16 protein-coding genes are annotated in these 16683 nt (G+C 34.9%); 6 read left to right on the forward strand and 10 right to left on the reverse strand.

The annotated features are described in order from the left end of the window. Window positions 1-16: 16 nt before the first annotated feature. The 4 genes from LNP19_RS13820 to rpsF form a co-directional block, all read right to left on the reverse strand. Window positions 17-490 carry a DUF6495 family protein gene (locus LNP19_RS13820; protein ID WP_230062480.1) on the reverse strand — a complete coding sequence of 158 codons (474 nt, stop codon included), beginning with the start codon at window positions 488-490 and terminating at the stop codon, window positions 17-19. Between the two features lie 77 nt (window positions 491-567). After that, window positions 568-1005 carry a 50S ribosomal protein L9 gene (gene rplI / locus LNP19_RS13825; protein ID WP_230062481.1) on the reverse strand — a complete coding sequence of 146 codons (438 nt, stop codon included), beginning with the start codon at window positions 1003-1005 and terminating at the stop codon, window positions 568-570. Between the two features lie 66 nt (window positions 1006-1071). Further along, a complete protein-coding gene (rpsR, locus tag LNP19_RS13830; protein WP_007138295.1) occupies window positions 1072-1368 on the reverse strand; it encodes a 30S ribosomal protein S18 in 297 nt (98 codons plus the stop codon). 5 nt (window positions 1369-1373) lie between these two features. Beyond that, entirely contained in the window at window positions 1374-1715 is a 342-nt protein-coding gene (gene rpsF, locus LNP19_RS13835) for a 30S ribosomal protein S6 (RefSeq protein WP_230062482.1), read from the reverse strand. Window positions 1716-1881: 166 nt separating this feature from the next. Here rpsF and LNP19_RS13840 point away from each other — a divergent pair, with 166 nt between their 5' ends. Beyond that, window positions 1882-2577 carry a LytR/AlgR family response regulator transcription factor gene (locus LNP19_RS13840; protein WP_230062483.1) on the forward strand — a complete coding sequence of 232 codons (696 nt, stop codon included), beginning with the start codon at window positions 1882-1884 and terminating at the stop codon, window positions 2575-2577. 9 nt (window positions 2578-2586) lie between these two features. Here the strand turns inward: LNP19_RS13840 and priA are convergent, their stop codons facing one another. From priA to nadC, 4 genes are all read right to left on the reverse strand, one after another. Further along, window positions 2587-5067 (reverse strand): replication restart helicase PriA, encoded by a 2481-nt coding sequence (gene priA / locus LNP19_RS13845; protein ID WP_230062484.1) that lies wholly within the window; start codon window positions 5065-5067, stop codon window positions 2587-2589. Between the two features lie 218 nt (window positions 5068-5285). Next, on the reverse strand, window positions 5286-5717 hold the full coding sequence (locus LNP19_RS13850) for a DUF2147 domain-containing protein (RefSeq protein WP_230062485.1): 432 nt from the start codon (window positions 5715-5717) through the stop codon (window positions 5286-5288). A 127-nt stretch (window positions 5718-5844) separates the two neighbouring features. Beyond that, window positions 5845-6771, reverse strand: coding sequence for a YihY/virulence factor BrkB family protein (locus LNP19_RS13855; RefSeq protein WP_230062486.1), 927 nt, complete (start codon window positions 6769-6771; stop codon window positions 5845-5847). Between the two features lie 18 nt (window positions 6772-6789). Further along, on the reverse strand, window positions 6790-7647 hold the full coding sequence (gene nadC, locus LNP19_RS13860) for a carboxylating nicotinate-nucleotide diphosphorylase (protein ID WP_230062487.1): 858 nt from the start codon (window positions 7645-7647) through the stop codon (window positions 6790-6792). Window positions 7648-7904: 257 nt separating this feature from the next. On the opposite strand from nadC, the gene LNP19_RS13865 reads away from it, so the two are divergent. The 3 genes from LNP19_RS13865 to rlmH all read left to right on the forward strand — a co-directional run bounded on the left by LNP19_RS13865 (window position 7905) and on the right by rlmH (window position 13173). Further along, window positions 7905-10898 carry an endo-alpha-N-acetylgalactosaminidase family protein gene (locus LNP19_RS13865; RefSeq protein ID WP_230062488.1) on the forward strand — a complete coding sequence of 998 codons (2994 nt, stop codon included), beginning with the start codon at window positions 7905-7907 and terminating at the stop codon, window positions 10896-10898. Between the two features lie 376 nt (window positions 10899-11274). Continuing rightward, window positions 11275-12693 carry an amidohydrolase family protein gene (locus LNP19_RS13870; RefSeq protein WP_230062489.1) on the forward strand — a complete coding sequence of 473 codons (1419 nt, stop codon included), beginning with the start codon at window positions 11275-11277 and terminating at the stop codon, window positions 12691-12693. Between the two features lie 6 nt (window positions 12694-12699). Beyond that, on the forward strand, window positions 12700-13173 hold the full coding sequence (rlmH, locus tag LNP19_RS13875; RefSeq protein ID WP_230062490.1) for a 23S rRNA (pseudouridine(1915)-N(3))-methyltransferase RlmH: 474 nt from the start codon (window positions 12700-12702) through the stop codon (window positions 13171-13173). Window positions 13174-13196: 23 nt separating this feature from the next. Here rlmH and LNP19_RS13880 read toward each other — a convergent pair whose 3' ends face one another. Beyond that, complete coding sequence (locus tag LNP19_RS13880) at window positions 13197-13826, reverse strand: hypothetical protein (RefSeq protein ID WP_230062491.1); 630 nt, start codon at window positions 13824-13826, stop codon at window positions 13197-13199. Window position 13827: 1 nt separating this feature from the next. Then, entirely contained in the window at window positions 13828-14652 is an 825-nt protein-coding gene (gene folP, locus LNP19_RS13885; RefSeq protein WP_230064244.1) for a dihydropteroate synthase, read from the reverse strand. Window positions 14653-14813: 161 nt separating this feature from the next. Between folP and LNP19_RS13890 the strand changes: the two genes are divergently transcribed. Next, the gene (locus LNP19_RS13890; RefSeq protein WP_230062492.1) at window positions 14814-15356 is read left to right on the forward strand and encodes a DUF1599 domain-containing protein; all 543 of its coding nucleotides are present in this window, start codon (window positions 14814-14816) and stop codon (window positions 15354-15356) included. 15 nt (window positions 15357-15371) lie between these two features. Continuing rightward, entirely contained in the window at window positions 15372-16472 is a 1101-nt protein-coding gene (locus LNP19_RS13895) for a BT_3928 family protein (RefSeq protein WP_230062493.1), read from the forward strand. Window positions 16473-16683: the final 211 nt, after the last annotated feature.

Genomic DNA, 16683 nt, shown 5'->3' on the forward strand with positions numbered 1-16683 from the left:
AGAAAAAACATTCAAATTAAGATTCAATAATTGAATTTATTTGTTTGTATAACTGTCCGTCACTCAAAAAAGCGCCTTGTTGTATCAATGCAAAAATAGAGCTGTTGCGCTCTTCGGTAAACATTTTTTTACCTGTTTTCATTTCGATAGTTTCGGTAAACATATTATCACTAAGCCATTGCAAACCTTCTTTGGTTAAAAAATCAACCTCGGGAACCAAGGATTTCAAAACTATAGAATTAACATGAGTGTCAAAGCTTTGAAAAAGAAAAATATGGTTTTTAGAAAAATGCTCTAAATATTCCGCTCGTGTAAGAACTCCTTCCCAAATTAAATCCGAAAAAACATCCAATTCTTGCTCCGCAACCTCTGGTTTTTCCGCTTTTATTTTATCCCATTCTGCTTTATCAATCGCTTGAGTAGCAAGAAAAGTACTAAATTCTTGATTTAACTCCTCAAATTGCTCTTTTGTTAATCTGGTGTATTTCATATTATTTTTTATATAGAAAAAGGCTGTCTTTTGGAGACAGCCTTTTTTATCACTAAAAATTTGCGAACAAATTATTATTATTCAGCAACGATCTCGTAAGCTAATTCAACAATTACATCTCTGTGCAATCTTACGCTTGCAGAATATTTTCCTGTACGCTTAACGATTCCAGAAGTAATGAATTTTCTTTCGATTACTTGACCACCTTTTGCCAAAGCATCAGCGATGTCAATATTCGTGATTGAACCGAATAATTTTTCACCACCTGCTTTTGCAGAAATTTTAATTTCGATAGCTTTCAAAGCTTCTGCCAATGCTTTTGCATCTGCAACCACTTTAGCTTCTTTGTGCGCTCTTTGTTTTAGGTTTTCAGCCAATACTTTCTTTGCAGAAGCAGTTGCTAAATGAGCAAATCCTTGTGGGATTAAATAATTACGACCGTATCCATTTTTTACAGTTACCACATCGTCTTTAAAACCTAAATTTTGAACGTCTTGTTTTAAAATCAATTCCATGTTGTTGTCCTTTATTTGAGAAGTTAGGTTTCATATTTCAGAAAACCAACAACTGTTAATTTTTAATTATTTTAATAAATCGGCCACGTATGGCATTAAAGCTAAGTGACGCGCTCTTTTCACAGCTACAGACACTTTTCTTTGGTATTTCAATGAAGTACCTGTTAAACGACGAGGAAGAATCTTCCCTTGTTCGTTAACAAATTTCAATAAGAAATCAGCATCTTTATAATCGATGTATTTGATTCCAGATTTTTTGAAACGACAGTACTTTTTAGTTTTGTTAGTTTCTATGTTTAAAGGAGTAAGATATCTGATATCTCCGTCTTTTTTTCCTGAAGCAGATTGTTGTAATGTTGCCATGATAATTAAGCTTTTTGAGATTTAAGTTTTGCTCTTCTTCTTTCAGCCCAAGAGATAGCATGTTTGTCAAGACTTACAGTTAAGAAACGCATAACTCTTTCGTCACGTCTAAATTCAGTTTCAAAAGCTAGTAAAACTTCGCCTGATACTTTGAATTCGAACAAATGGTAAAAACCAGATTTTTTGTTTTGGATTTCGTAAGCCATTTTTTTCAGACCCCAATCCTCTTTCGATACCATTTCTGCTCCTCTACTAGTAAGAAAATCTTCAAATTTGCTTACTGTTTCCTTCACCTGAACATCAGATAAAACGGGATTTAAAATGAAAACAGTTTCATAATGATTCATAAATATGTATTTATTTGTTATTTTGGCTGCAAAAGTAAGCAATTTTTCTGAACCAGCAAGCAGAATCCCACTTTATTCGTTGTATAACAAAAAAAACCGATGAAAATTAGTTTTTTTTAAAATTACACCCTATATTTACTTTACCAAATCCTTAAATGTAGTAATTATGAAACTAAATTGTGTTGTTGTAGATGACAGTTCCATTCAAAGGATGATCATTGCAAAGTTAGTTAATAATCATCCAAACTTACATCTAATAGGTGATTTTTCTAATGCTATTGAAGCAAAAAGTTGTATGTCTATTCATACGGTCGATTTGATTTTCTTAGATATAGAAATGCCCGTTATCAGCGGTTTTGATTTTTTGGATGGTTTAAAAGTCAAACCCCAGATTATTTTTGTGACCTCTAAAGCCGAGTATGCTCTAAAAGCTTTTGATTATGACGCCACAGACTATCTTCAAAAACCAATCGCTTTGGATCGATTCAATGCTTCGGTTAGAAGAGCAGTTGACCAATACTTGTATAAAAACGACAATCGAGAAGAGGAAGGCGAACATATTTTCATCAAAAGTAATCTGAAAAAACTAAAAGTGTTCACTTCAAAAATAAAATGGATTGAAGCTTATGGAGATTACGTTAGAGTAGTTACCGAAGATGACAGTAATCTGGTTCTTTCTACGATGAAATCATTTGAAAACGATCTGTCAAAAAAGAAGTTTGTAAGAGTTCATAAGTCCTACATTATAAACATTGACAAAGTAGAACGTTTCAATAGTAAATTTGCAGAAATTGGTATTACAAAAATCCCTTTGAGCAGAAACAAAAAAGAAGATCTAGTAAAAGCACTCTCCTATGGGTAAAATTACTTTTTAATAAAAATCGACATTTACAGTTACTTTAATAGCTCTGTATTGAGGAACAGCATCAAAACTATTCAACATTTTCTGAATAGTTTTTTTTGTGCTTGCCACCGAAGAACTTTGCGGAATTTTAATCAGTATCGTTCGTATATACTCATTCCTGATTCTATTGATTGCCGGTTCCTCCGGACCCAATACCGGTATATTCAAATTTTGACTCATTACCTGATACAACCAAGCAGCACCTTCCTTTAACTTTTCAAATTCACGATGTTTTAGTGTTAGCTTTATTATTCTAAAATAAGGCGGGTATTTATAAATTTGCCTATCGTACAACTGCTCTTTATACATCGCTAAATAGTCGTTATTAGTAACCTGCTGTATTGTATTATGATTGGGATTATAGGTTTGAATAATCACTTTTCCGCGCTTTTCTGAACGTCCAGAACGACCCGAAACTTGCGTCATCATTTGAAAACTTCTTTCAAAAGCCCTAAAGTCAGGATGAAACAGCATATTATCGGCATTCATGATACCCACTAAACTTACGTTGTCAAAATCAAGTCCTTTGGCCAGCATTTGGGTTCCTACTAAAATATCGACTTCCTTGTTTTTAAAACTGTCTATTATTTTTTCAAAACCAAATTTACCGCGTGTGGTATCCTGATCCATTCTCCCAATTTTATGCGCCGGAAAAAGCGTCAGCAGTTCTTGCTGGATTTGCTCCGTTCCAAAACCTTTAGTAGTCAAATCAATACTCGAGCAACTATGGCAATGCGTAGGTTTTGCAATCGAATAACCACAATAATGACAACGCAACTGATTTTTATGTTTGTGATACGTCAAACTCACATCACATTGTTGGCATTGCGGAACATGACCACATCGCATACATTCTAACAAAGGTGAATACCCTCTTCTATTTTGAAACAAAATTACCTGTTCACCTAATAACAGAGCGGCACCAATTCCATCAATTAAAGTGTCACTAAAATGTCCGGTCATTTTTTTTCGGAAATACTTGTCTTTTAAATCAACCAATTCGATATCAGGCATCATCACGTTACCATAACGTTTGGTGATTTCAACCAAACCATACTTACCACTTTGAGCATTAAAAAAAGTTTCTATGCTTGGCGTTGCTGATCCCAACAAAACTTTTGCTCTAAAAAAATTAGCCAATACTATAGCCGCATCTCGGGCATGATAGCGCGGCGCCGGATCTACTTGTTTAAATGTCTGCTCGTGTTCTTCATCAACAATTATGAATCCTAAATTAGAAAACGGCAAAAAGAGAGCCGATCTCGCTCCTATGACAATTTGCGCCTTTTCGGAATTTTGTAAAACTTGATTCCAAACTTCAATTCGTTCGTTATTATTATATTTCGAATGAAAAACAGCCACTTTGTTTCCAAAATAAGCACTCAATCTCCCCACTAATTGAGTCGTCAGTGCAATTTCAGGCAACAGATACAAAACTTGTTTTCCCGTAGCGAGATATTCTTCTATTAACTTGATATAAATCTCGGTTTTTCCACTCGAAGTCACTCCATGTAAAAGACAAACCTCTTTTTGGGCAAAACTATTTTTAATCTCCACAAAAGCGTTTTGTTGTACTTCACTCAATAGCAGTTGTTTTTCTCCTTTTTTTCCTGAAAAATCTATTCGATCATGCTGTATAAAATATTCTTCGAAAATTTCTTTTTCAATCAATGCTTTTACAATCGCCGAGGAAGAATTAGCAGCTTCTACCAATTTTTTTACCGTAATCGGTTTAGCTACACTCCGTTCGGTTTCACCTCGGGTCTTATCAGTGGCGCTTAATTGAAAATAAGACAACACAATTTCCTTTTGCTTGTTGGCACCTTTAAGAGTTTCTAATAATTCTACTAATCCTTGATCCGATTGGTATTTGGAATGCAAGCGAACGTATCGCACCAGTTTTGGCTTATAAGTTTCTTGCATTTCCTCCTGAAGCACCAATATATTTTTGTCTATCAGTTTTTGAATAACCGGAAAAATATTTTTCTTGTTTAAAATAGAAATAATCTCCTGAACTTTCAGAGAAGTCTGGAGTTGCAAAGCCTGATAAATCAAATATTCATCATCTGAAAGCTGGCTTTCATCTACAAAAACATCAGGTTTTTGAGAAATCAAAGTTTCATTTTCCAACAATAACGCACCGGGCATTGCACCTCGATACACATCGCCGATAGCACACATATAATAAGACGAAATCCATTGCCAGTGGGCAATTTGGATCTCGGTTACTATTGGCCTTTCATCCAGAATTTGGTGAATTTCTTTGGCTTCGTATAAGACAGGTTTGCGTTGGTGAACTTCTATCACTAAAGCAGTATAGATTTTACTTTTCCCAAAGGGAACAGCCAAGCGCATTCCTTTTTTGATGTAATGGTACTCCGTTTCCGAAATACTATACGTAAATGTTTTGGCAAGAGAAAGAGGTAAAATTACTTCGACAAAATGCATTTTAGACGGCAGATTTTAGGTTTTTCAACTAAACCACTATGGACTGAAAATCCATAAATTTAGTTAGGCAGACTAAAAGTCTGCACAATTAAAATTTTGCCACAAATTTCACAGATTTTCACAAATTAATTCGTGCTAGTTTTGTGTAATTTGTGGAGAAAAATATTTTAGGTTTAAAAAATTCCGGTTTATTAAACCTGAAACTTTAAAAAAAGAGACTAATTTTTTACCCTGTACCAATATTGCGTTCTTCCTAATAATGAAAAGCCAATGTATCCTCTAACTTTTAGTTTATCATTCCCTTCAAGAGCAATAAAACACTTGTACAATTTGCCGTTTTTAGGATCCAAAATCTTTCCTCCACCGTATTCAGCTCCCTCCTTAGAAAGTCCTTTTATAACCGTAATTCCAAGTATGGGTTTATTAGCATCATCGCCAGAACAATTTTTACAAAGATCATCTTTATGAACCATATCCAAAACTTCAATCACCTTACCATAGATTTTGCCTGATTTTTCGTAAATCTCTACAATAGATTTGGCTTTACCGGTTTCGTCATCAATGGTTTTCCATTTTCCGAGAACGCTTTTATTTTGCGCATAAAATAGCGTTGTAGCAAACAACAATACAATTGTAATGATTTTTTTCATGGTTTTATTTTTTTAGCCCTGATGTAAGCAACATCCCACTCTTTTTGTATGGACACAGTCTACATCAACAATAGCTACTTATTTTTATCAAATCTACTATAAAATTTACAGAACTTTTTCGGTTTTATTAAATATTCATTTTTTTTCTTTTCAGGTTGTTTATAGTGGCATTGAGTTCAAAACCCAGCAGTAAAATCATACAATTGATCCAGATATAGAACATCACAATCAACAATGTCCCAATGGAACCGTAAAGCTGGTTGTATTGTGAAAACCGTATGACCCAGATTCCAAAAAAATAGGAAATAATCAGGGTGAAAATGGTTGAAAAAACCGAACCTATTGAAATGAAAGACCTACTTTTATCGTGTTTGGTTCCAAATTTAAAAAGAACCGATGTGGTGATTAAAATCATCAAAATTAAAAAGCCATAACGACTCAAAACAATCAAAGGAATTTGTTCACTGAGCAACTCATGAGCAGTTAATTTCTGGATAAAAACCTCAAATACAACGATTATAGCCACGGTAAGAATCAGTAAGAAAGACAATACTAGAGACATGCCAACTGCAACAAAATATTGATGAAAAAAACCTCTTTTCACAAGGACATGACGCGAAGTCTCAAAACCTCCCAAAATAGAGTTCAATCCGTTAGCCATCAAAAAAATAGACAGCAAAAAACCGGATGACAACAAACCGGAATGACTGTTATGCAGAATATCATTGATAATATTCTCAATAGCATAATAAGTATTAGGCGGCACTCCATCGGAAACAAATTTTAAAAAATCATCTTGAAAACCTTCAATAGGAATATAAGGAATGAGATTCAAAATAAAAAGCGCAAAAGGAAACAAAGCCATAAAAAAACTAAAAGCAATCGCACCTGCACGGTTAGACAAAGCGCCCTCGGCAATACCAATGACGTATAATTCCAATAAATCATAAAGAGACAAACCCTCTAACCAGCTTAATTTTACCCTTTTTAGAAAACGGACCAAACTACGCAATATTGGGATTTTCTCTATTCTTTCCTCTATCTCTTGGCTCATAAATAGTACCGTTGTAGACTAAATTGCTTTCAAACTCAAATCCATATTATATATAGAATGTGTCAAAGCACCCGATGAAATATAATTCACACCACATTCTGCATAGCCGCGTATGGTTTCTTCGTTGATGTTTCCCGAGGATTCCGTCAAGGATTTGTCACCAATAAAAGCTACGGCTTCTTTGGTCATTTCATAATCGAAATTATCCAACAGGATTCTGTAAACACCTCCACAAGCAACAATTTCTTTTACTTCGTCCATGTTTCTGGCCTCCACGATGATTTTCAAATCTCGATTGGTTTCCTTTAAATAGGTTTTAGTTTTAGCTATGGCCAAAGCGATTCCGCCCGCAAAATCGATATGATTGTCTTTGAGCATCACCATATCATACAAGGCAAAACGGTGGTTTTCTCCTCCGCCCAGTTTCACGGCCCATTTCTCGGCAACACGAAAACCAGGGGTTGTTTTACGGGTATCTAAAATTTTAGTATTTGTTCCCTCAAGCAATTGCACATAACTATCCGTTTTTGTAGCAATGGCTGACATGCGCTGCATAGAGTTCAAAACCATACGCTCTGCTTTGAGAATGGACTGAGAACTTCCCGACACATGAAACACTATATCTCCGTATTTCACCGGAGTTCCATCAGCTATAAAAGTTTCTATCACTAAATTTGGATCTACATAATTAAATATCATTTTGGCAAATTCAACACCGGCAATAATCCCTTCGTCTTTAACCAAAAGTTTTGCTTTTCCTTGTGCCGAAGCCGGTATACAAGCCAATGAGCTATGATCGCCATCACCCACATCTTCTCTGATGGCATTTGCAATTAGTATCTCTAACTCGTTTTTAAATTGTGCTTCACTAATCATTTTATAGGAAATTTATATAGTGCTAAAGTAGGACATATTTTGTGGAATTGAAAATTTGTTTCGATGTTGATTTGGGAAATAGTGATTTTGTCTTGATTCTGATAGTTTAAATTTCTTGGCAAACACAAACTGGTAGGCACTGTTCTGTTGTTTAGAAAATATATTCTATTTTCGACTTTTCATATTCACAAATATCAAACTGAAAATATAAAGCAAATCCAAAAATTCATAAACAACCATAAATCAATTATTTTAAAATGAAATTACTCTTTCGCAATGCTTTTTTAATTTTGACTTTGCAATTACTTTCTTTGCAAACTCATGCTATGACAAACAAAGAGGGCTCTGACAAAACCAATACAGATCCAATAATAGCGTCAAAAACTATTAAAGTAACACTGGATTCTTCTTTTCCAAGAATCATTCAATACAATTGGATTGCTAACGGAAATGTGCTTTATGGACAAGAAGATCAGTTATCGCAAGTATTGATTAACGGTACACTTTACAAGCCCAAAACGACATTTTCGATAGCGAAAAACACTGCAAACTACGTATTAGACATTGCTGAAATCAAAGTTTCGGTAAAAGTCCAAATCAAAGTAGTATCGAATATTGTTGAATTTAATGTAACTCAAATCGCCGAAAATGGAACTTTCAAAGTGAGCACTTTTGAAATTCCAAACCATAATTTGGTTTCTGTGAGAAGTTCACAACCGGAGGCTTCTTTTGCCGGAGCAAAAATGTTTACTGCCGTAAAAGGAACTGGAGACGAATTTTTACCGCTTAAAGCCACAATGGCGAAAGATAGCATCGCAAAAAATTATTTGTATGGCATTGTCAATACAGCTCAATTAGCAGCAAGTATATGGAGTAATTCCGTTACGGAAAAAAATGACGACACTAGAGTTCAGAAACAAACGGTTGCAAAAGCAGACTATGCCCGTACAGGAATATGGAGCGGTTCTTGGATTTACCGTGCCAAAGGAATGAAAACTACTGACCCGCTTCCGGCGGCTAAAATTGTTATCACCAATGATGCAAACGGAGACAATAAAGTAGACTGGCAAGATGGCGCAATCCCCTTTAGAAGCATCATGAACAACCCATTGGGCAGCGATAAAGTAAAGGATTTAGTGGTGCAACGCATCCCAATGAATTTTGGTAGTCAGGCAACCAATCCATTTACCAAAACATTGGACGAAACCAAAAGAATTTACCTTAATACAGATGGTTTGGGTCAATATGTAATCCTAAAAGGATACGGATCCGAAGGACATGACTCTAAACATCCTGATTACGGAGACATCGGAAAAAGACAGGGCGGAGCCAAAGACATGGAGATGCTTTTAAAGCAAGCCAAAAAATACAATGCTTTCATGGGCGTGCATATCAACGCGACAGAATCTTATCCAGAAGCTGCCGCTTTTGACGATTCTTTGGTTGACAAAACCAAGAAAGGTTGGGATTGGCTTGATCCTTCCTACTATATCAATAAGCGTTACGATGCCAGTACAAATAATAGAATGATGAGACTTAAATCCCTAAAGGATCAAGTTCCTTCATTGGCATTTATTTATTGCGATGTTTGGTATGCCAAAGGAAGTTGGGACAGCCGAAAATTAGGTCGTGAAATCCATTCTTTGGGATTAACATTGACGACTGAATTTCCTAATGATCACGAATATGATGCGGTTTGGAACCACTGGGCCGTTGATTACAATTATGGAGGAAAAGACATCAAAGGATTCAACAGTCAAATTGTTCGATTCATTCGCAACCACCAAAAAGACACCTGGATTGCCAGACATCCGCTGTTAGGCGGAGCAGAAATGGATGATTTTGAAGGATGGCAAGGAAGAAACAATATCGATAATACCATCGAAATGACTTTCGGCACAGACTTGGCAACAAAATACCTACAGCATTTCCCAATCCTTAAATGGGAAGAAAATACTATTTCTCTTGAAAAAAAGGTAACCGTAAGTCTCGTTTCAGGTAAAAGAACCATTACCAAAGATGGCAGAACGATACTAAATGACAACAGCTACCTTTTGCCTTGGAATCCTTATACCGAAGAAAAATTGTATCATTGGAATCAAACCGGAGGTACATCTACATGGGAATTGCCAAAAAGTTGGGCAAATTTAAAAACGGTTCAATTGTATAAATTGACGGATCAAGGAAGAGAATTTGTACAACAAATTGAGGTAAAAAACGGTCAAGTTGTTTTGCAGGCCGATCCAAAAACGCCTTATGTTTTAGACAAAAAGAAAAGCGATTCAAAGATTGTTGCTGATTTTGGAGAAGGAACTTTTATAAAAGATCCCGGTTTCAACAGCGGTAATTTAAAAAACTGGAAAGTTGAAGGCAACGGAGCTAGCGTAGTTCGCAATAAAATCGGACAGTATGAACTTGAAATTAGCGGAACAACTCCTGTTACAGTAAGTCAAACGCTTACCGGATTAACAGCTGGTAGTTATTATGCTTCAGTATATGTTTCAACTAGTTCTGACAGAAGAGCTTATTTAGGCGTTAACAATTACGGAGGACAAGAAGTGAGCAACTATGCCAACAACTCATTGTGGAAAAACTATATTTCTGCCGATTCGAAACACGATACCAACATGCAACGTATGTATGTATTTTTTAAAGTTCCTCAAGGGCAAACCACGGCAAATTTATTCCTTCGTGCCGAAGCAGGTACTGCGCAAGTTCTTTTTGATGATGTGCGAGTGGCCGCAATAAAACTGACAGCAAAACCTTCGAATGTGTTTTTTGAAGAAAACTTCGAAAATATTCCTGACGGACTATATCCTTTTATCAAAGGAGCTGCCGGAGGTGTAAATGACCCGAGAACCCATTTAGCCGAACTACACGCTCCTTATACTCAAAAAGGATGGAATGAAAAACCAATTGATGACGTAATCAACGGTAACTGGTCGCTAAAAGCGCATGGAGAAGAAGCGGGACTTTTACTTCAAACTATTCCGCAAACCATTCGATTCAAAGCTGGCAAAACCTATAGTGTGACTTTCAATTACCAAGCATCGGGAGCTGATTATGCATTAGTGATGGGAGACGGAAACAGTACCAAAATTACAATTGCCATTCCTGCTGCAAATACAACAACCAAAACCTCTTTTACCTTCTTGGGATCTGAGAGTGGAAATTCTTGGTTTGGAATCGAAAAAATCAATGGAAATCAAACTGATTTAGTAATTGATGATTTAGTTATCATCGAGAATTAATTTACTGGGCAATCCAAAAAATTGATTCAAATTCAATAACATTAAAAAAGAGCTCTCAATAAGCTGTTCTTTTAACTTTAAAGCAAGCTCGTTTAAACGGGCTTGCTTTTTTTTAATCCCAAACCAAGATTTTTTTTAGTCCGTATTTTCAATTACATTTGCTTCCAAATTTTATTCAAATATTAACATTTGAATGATCTATTCAGATTGTATTTCCTAAAACTACAATCCTGAATTTAAAGCGCAAAACCGCTTTAAGAATATCTTTTGCACAAAAAAAACTATTATGAAATGAGCATAACGAAGATTGGATGCAAACACCAATAGCAGTTATGCGAATTACATATGACCTTTAAAAAATAATAAATAGCTACATATGAAACTAATTTATACGCTTCTTTTCTCAGCAATTCTGAATCTGAGTTACTCGCAATCCCCTAGCCTTTATTTGGAAAAAATTAGAGATAATGAAGCTGCTTTAACGGCTTTCTTTTCGCAAATGCCAAAAGGTGGCGACTTACACCATCATTTTAGCGGTTCCATTTATGCAGAACCCATCTTGGAAGATGCCATAAATGACGATTTTTACCTGAATACCACAACCATGGAAGTGCTTAAAGAGAAACCCGCCAAAGGAAACTGGGAGCTTTTTTCCAGCCTGCGAAATAAAGGTCAACTTGATTTTTACAAACAGCAAATAATGGAAAAATGGTCCGTGAAGGATTACAACCATGTGAGTTATCCGTCAGATAAATTGTTTTTTGAATCTTTTGGCAAATTTAGCCCAGCCATTGAAGGACATTTTGGCGAAGGTTTATTGGAATTAAAAAACAGGGCTATTTCTGAAAATGTGAGTTATATTGAAACCCAATTATCGACAATTCCTTCCGACATTAACACTACTGATTTATCTGACTTCAATGTAAAATTAAGAGAATTAGCTGCTAAAAAAGATGAAAACGGAATCAAAGTGCTTCTTGATTCTCTTTACGCCACTTTATTAAAAAGAGAAGCAGCAAAATACGCCGAAGATTTTAATGTCAATTTTGTTAGCAAAATGCACCAAGAACTAAAGATTGATGATGCTCTTTTTACGATGCGTTATCAAAATTTTGTGTTGCGATTTATGGAACCGGTAGATTTATTTAAAAATTTAGTAATCACCTTTATATCAGCCGATAGCAGTCCGCTTATGGCTGGAGTCAACATCGTGTCTCCGGAAGATGGCGAAACTTCGATGAAAGATTATTGGTTGCACATGGTAATGTTCAAATATTGTAACGGGCGTTTTCCAAACGTAAAATACACCATGCATGCGGGTGAGCTAACCTTAGGATTGGTTCAACCCGAAGATTTAACTTGGCACATTCACGAAGCGGTTCATACTGCCGGATCCAATCGTATTGGTCATGGAGTTGATATTGCTTATGAGAATAAATCTTATGAATTATTGCGTTATATGGCTAAGAATGATATCCCAGTTGAAATCAATTTGGTCAGCAATGAGTTCATTTTAAAAGTCAAAGAAAACCGCCATCCGATCTCTTTATACAGAGCTTTTAATGTTCCTATCGTCATCAGTACGGATGATGCCGGAATATTAAGAACTAATATGACTGAGCAATATGTTTTATTAGCCAAGAGATACAAAGATGTTACTTATGCCGATATCAAGAATTATGTTTACAATAGTATCAATTACAGCTTTATCAAAGACAAATCTGTTAAGAAAAAATTACTAAAAGACTTAGATAATCGCTTTAAAACTTTTGAGGCCAATTTCCCTTTAAAATAATCCTCAATGAACATCAAACTCATCGCCATTGGCAAAACCGACAATAAAGCCTTACAATCGTTAATAGACGATTACACCAAGCGTTTGTCTTTTTATATCAAATTTGATTTGGAAATTATTCCTGACATTAAGAATGTAAAAAACTTATCTGAAACGCAACAAAAAGAAAAAGAAGGCGAATTAATTTTGGCAAAAATAGCGCCTACTGACCAATTGATTTTATTGGATGAAAATGGGAAAAACTTCTCTAGTATGGGTTTTTCGGAAGAATTACAAAAGAAGATGAATTCAGGAATCAAAACTTTGGTATTTGTCATTGGTGGACCTTATGGTTTTTCGGATACGGTCTATGCCAAAGCGCAAGGCAAAATTTCGCTTTCCTTAATGACTTTTTCCCACCAAATGGTGCGATTGTTTTTTATCGAACAATTGTATCGCGGTTTTACCATTTTAAGAAATGAACCGTATCACCATCAATAAAAAGGGTGTATTTGTTGATTCGTTTAGAAGATGAATTCTTGAGGTACTTCTTTCTTAAAAGTATCTAATTCTGCTATCGAAATCTTAGTTAGCAAATAGTCTTCAAAGCTCATATTTTTATCAAAAACTAAAACAATTTTAGGATTATTTTCAAAATTAAAACTATTCACATAATTCAAGATCTCACTCTTTTTTATTTTGTCATCATTAACTAAGACCAAATCAGTTCCTTTTTTGAAATAAAAAATTAAACCTTCATTTAAAGGTTTATCCATTTTATAATACACTTTTGTAAAAGGAATAAAAGCCATGTTTTTTCCAATAGAATCAGCATAAGCATAATAATTTTCGGCCTTTTCGTTTTTATGGGCTTTTTCTTCGCGCTTTTTCTCTTGCAATTTCATGACTTCGGGGATTACGATTCGCAACGGCAAACGTTTGTCAATATTAAAAATCCAATTGGTCGTGATAATGCTGTTTTTTCGGTTGACTTCGGCCAAAGTATCCTTGCCTTTTGTTCTAAAAAAAACATAGATTGGCGAATGATCCAAGACATCGCTCACAACAGTTTTATTGGATTTTGGCAATAAAATATCTTCTTTGTTTCCACAGGAAAACAATAAAAAAACAATCGCTACACTTAAATATTTCATTTTACACATTCATTTTATTCCACAATTGAACACATTCTACCGCTTCTTTCACATCGTGAACCCTAAGAATTGATGCGCCTTTAGTCAAAGCAATTGTATTCAAAAAAGTAGTTCCGTTCAAAGCTTCTTCCGGGCTGGAATTTAGCGTTTTATAGATCATCGATTTTCTTGATATTCCAACCAACAAAGGCAAATCTAACATCTGAAATAATTCCATTTTTCGCATTACTTCATAATTTTGCTTTATTGTTTTGGCAAAACCAAAACCGGGATCAATAATTAAATCATTTATTCCAAAACTTCTGGCTTTATTGATTTTCTCCGAAAAATAAAAAAGCATCTCCTTGATAATGTCCTCATAATTCGTCTTACTTTGCATGGTTTGTGGAGTACCGCGCATGTGCATCATAATGTAAGGAACATTGTGTTTAGCAATGACTTCAAACATTTTATCGTCAAGCTCGCCAGCTGCAATATCGTTGATAATTGCCGCTCCGTTATCGATACAGGCATTGGCTACTTCGGCTCTAAAAGTATCGATAGAAAGTAAGGCTTCAGGAAAATGTTTCAAGATCAATTGAACCGCAGGAATGATTCGGTCCAGCTCTTCTTGCTCCGAAACGAACTCTGCACTGGGTTTACTGGAATAGGCTCCTATATCAATAAAAGTGGCACCTTCTGCTATTATTTTCTCTGCCTTAGATAGGATTTCACTCTCTGCATTATATTTTCCGCCATCAAAAAAAGAATTGGGCGTCACATTTAAAATCCCCATAATCTTGGGAATTGATAAATCGATTAATTGTCCTTTGCAGTTAATTGTCATTGTTTTTTTGTTTTCAGTCATTTATCCATTTTTGATCACTTAGCTCTTAGTATTCTTTCTAAGAGCTAAAACGGCTATATCCAACAATCTTTCGGCTTAGATTTCCTTTCCAGAAAAAATATGCTATTTTTGAAGAAATTTTAGACAAATATACATCAATAATGAATAATACTTCTCAAGAATACGATAATGTAATAGCGACTTGTCGTTCCCTTTTTATCAATAAAATGAAAGATTATGGCAGTGCTTGGCGCATATTACGATTGCCTTCTTTAACAGATCAAATTTTCATAAAAGCGCAAAGAATCAGGAGCCTTCAAGAAAATGAAATCAGAAAAGTTGACGAAGACGAAACGGGCGAATTCATCGGAATCATCAACTATTCCATTATGGCGCTGATTCAATTAGAACTTGGCGTAGCGGACCAACCGGATTTAAACGTCGAAAAAGCAACTGAATTGTATGATGCTAAAATAAAGCTAACCAAAGAATTAATGGAAGCCAAAAACCATGATTATGGCGAAGCTTGGCGCGAAATGCGCGTGAGTTCACTAACTGATTTGATTTTACAAAAACTTCTTCGCGTCAAACAAATAGAAGACAATAAGGGAAAAACAATCGTTTCTGAAGGAATTGATGCCAATTACCAAGACATGATTAATTACTCCATTTTTGCATTAATATTAATGGGATTTAATAAATAAACATTTATATAAAATATGAAAAATATCATTACGCAATTCTCTAGACTTTTCGTTGGACTACTATTTATCATTTCGGGATTGATCAAACTGAATGATCCTGTAGGATTTTCTTATAAACTGGCCGAATATTTTAGTGAGCCCGTTTTTAACATCCCTTTTTTAGTGCCTTTCTCTTTGGCTTTAGCCTTGTTTTTAGTGATTCTGGAAGTGGTTTTAGGAGTTATGTTATTGATTGGCTACAAATCTAAAGTTACGATTTGGAGCTTATTGATTCTAATTGTCTTATTTACGTTTTTAACTTTTTATTCCGCTTATTTTGATGTGGTAAAAGACTGTGGTTGTTTTGGTGATGCTTTAAAACTGACGCCTTGGCAATCCTTCACTAAGGATATTATCCTATTGTTCTTTATCCTTATTTTATTTTTAAATCAAAAATTAGTAAAACCATTATTTGAAAATAAGATACAAAATCTAATCGCTTACGTAACCATCATTTTATGCATGTTTATGGCCGTTTGGGTTCTTAATCATTTGCCTCTAATTGATTTCAGACCTTATAAAGTGGGATCAAATATCCAAAAAGGAATGGAAATTCCTGAAGGAGCTCCAAAATCGGTCGTAGAAATGCTTTTTATTTACAATGTTAATGGGGTAAACAAAGAATTTTCTGAAAAAGATTTGATGAATATTCCTGAAGGCGCCACCTTTGTAGACCGAAAAGACAAAGTGATTACCGAAGGTTATGTCCCTCCTATTCATGATTTCACTATGATGAAGGACGGCATTGATTATAAAGACGAATTACTATTGGAACCAAAATTGATGATAGCAGTCGCCTATGACTTGAATATTTCTGAAGAAGACGGTATGCTAAAATTGGAAAAACTACATCAAGAAGCCCAAACTAAAGGATACAAAGTAATTGGTATGACTAACTCAACCGAAGAAGAAATTGCTAAGACTAAGAAAAAATACGGCCTTACATTTGATTTCTACACCTGTGACGCCATTACCTTGAAAACAATTGAAAGATCTAATCCTAGTATCGTCATTCTTGAAAAAGGAACCGTAAAACAAAAAGTGCATTACAACGACATCAAAGATTTGAAATTGTAAAAACAGAAAAGGTTTCAAGTTTCAACTATTTTGACACTTGAAACCTTTTTTTATTTAGACAAAAAAAGAAAGACAAACCTCTTTTATTTAAACCCTTTTGAATCCCAAAAGGAAAATAATACTTCTTAAATCAAAACGCTCTGTTTAATTTATTAACTATAACGTTATCATTTTTTTGATTTTCCAATTCTGCCTTCAAAAATTCATAATA

The sequence above is a fragment of the Flavobacterium acetivorans genome, assembly GCF_020911885.1.
Lineage (GTDB): Bacteria > Bacteroidota > Bacteroidia > Flavobacteriales > Flavobacteriaceae > Flavobacterium > Flavobacterium acetivorans.